Below are 678 nucleotides of genomic sequence, written 5' to 3'. Positions count from 1 at the left end.
TACCCAAAGCAAGCCGCATGAAAAATGATGGACGTTTAATGGCTTCTGCACACTATAACTTACCCAATGGCGCTCAAACTCCTATACCACCTGTTAAAGCTGATCCAACCGATTCCGATGATGAAATTTCTACTCTATTGACAGCATTTGCAGAACAATCTAGAAATTCCAATACAGCAATAGCCGCTGTAAACCAGGCAATTATACCAATCCCTAACCCTCAAAAAGCTATATCTGTTAAAATTAATGAAATTGTTACGGCCTCTTTGTCCACAAACGCTGGATGGGCTATCCAAATTGGTTCTCTTCCTAGTAAAAAACAAGCAGAAACTTTACTTTTAAAAGCAAAAAATAAAGCCTACTCCGCTTTAAAGAACGCATCTTCACATATGCAACTTTTTGAAAAAAACAAACGTCGTTATTATCGTGCACGGTTTGTAGGATTTCAATCAAAAAAAGCTGCATTTAATGCTTGTTCTCTATTAAAGAAAGCAAATTTTAACTGCTATACTGTAGCTTATTAAAGGTTTTTGAATTCTGCGTTAAGGATAGTACCATGACACATAATGCTCTTGCTTCATCCACTGAAAAAGAAAAATTATTGAAGCAATCATTTCTTCTTTCATTGCGTTCTCTTCAAGATGCTGCAACAAAACTTGCTGGCTTAAAGCACACTCC

General features: G+C 36.4%; 1 protein-coding gene. It reads left to right on the top strand.

Features of this window, described 5'->3' with window-relative positions; translation table 11 throughout:
- A partial coding sequence (locus tag ACFINO_RS10695) for an SPOR domain-containing protein (protein ID WP_375655829.1) occupies nt 1-524 on the top strand: 524 nt, incomplete at its 5' end.
- Between the last annotated feature and the right edge of the window lie 154 nt (nt 525-678).

The sequence above is a fragment of the Bartonella sp. AA83SXKL genome (assembly GCF_042196965.1).
Classification (GTDB): Bacteria; Pseudomonadota; Alphaproteobacteria; order Rhizobiales; family Rhizobiaceae; genus Bartonella.
This window is presented reverse-complemented; position numbering and strand designations above follow the sequence as displayed.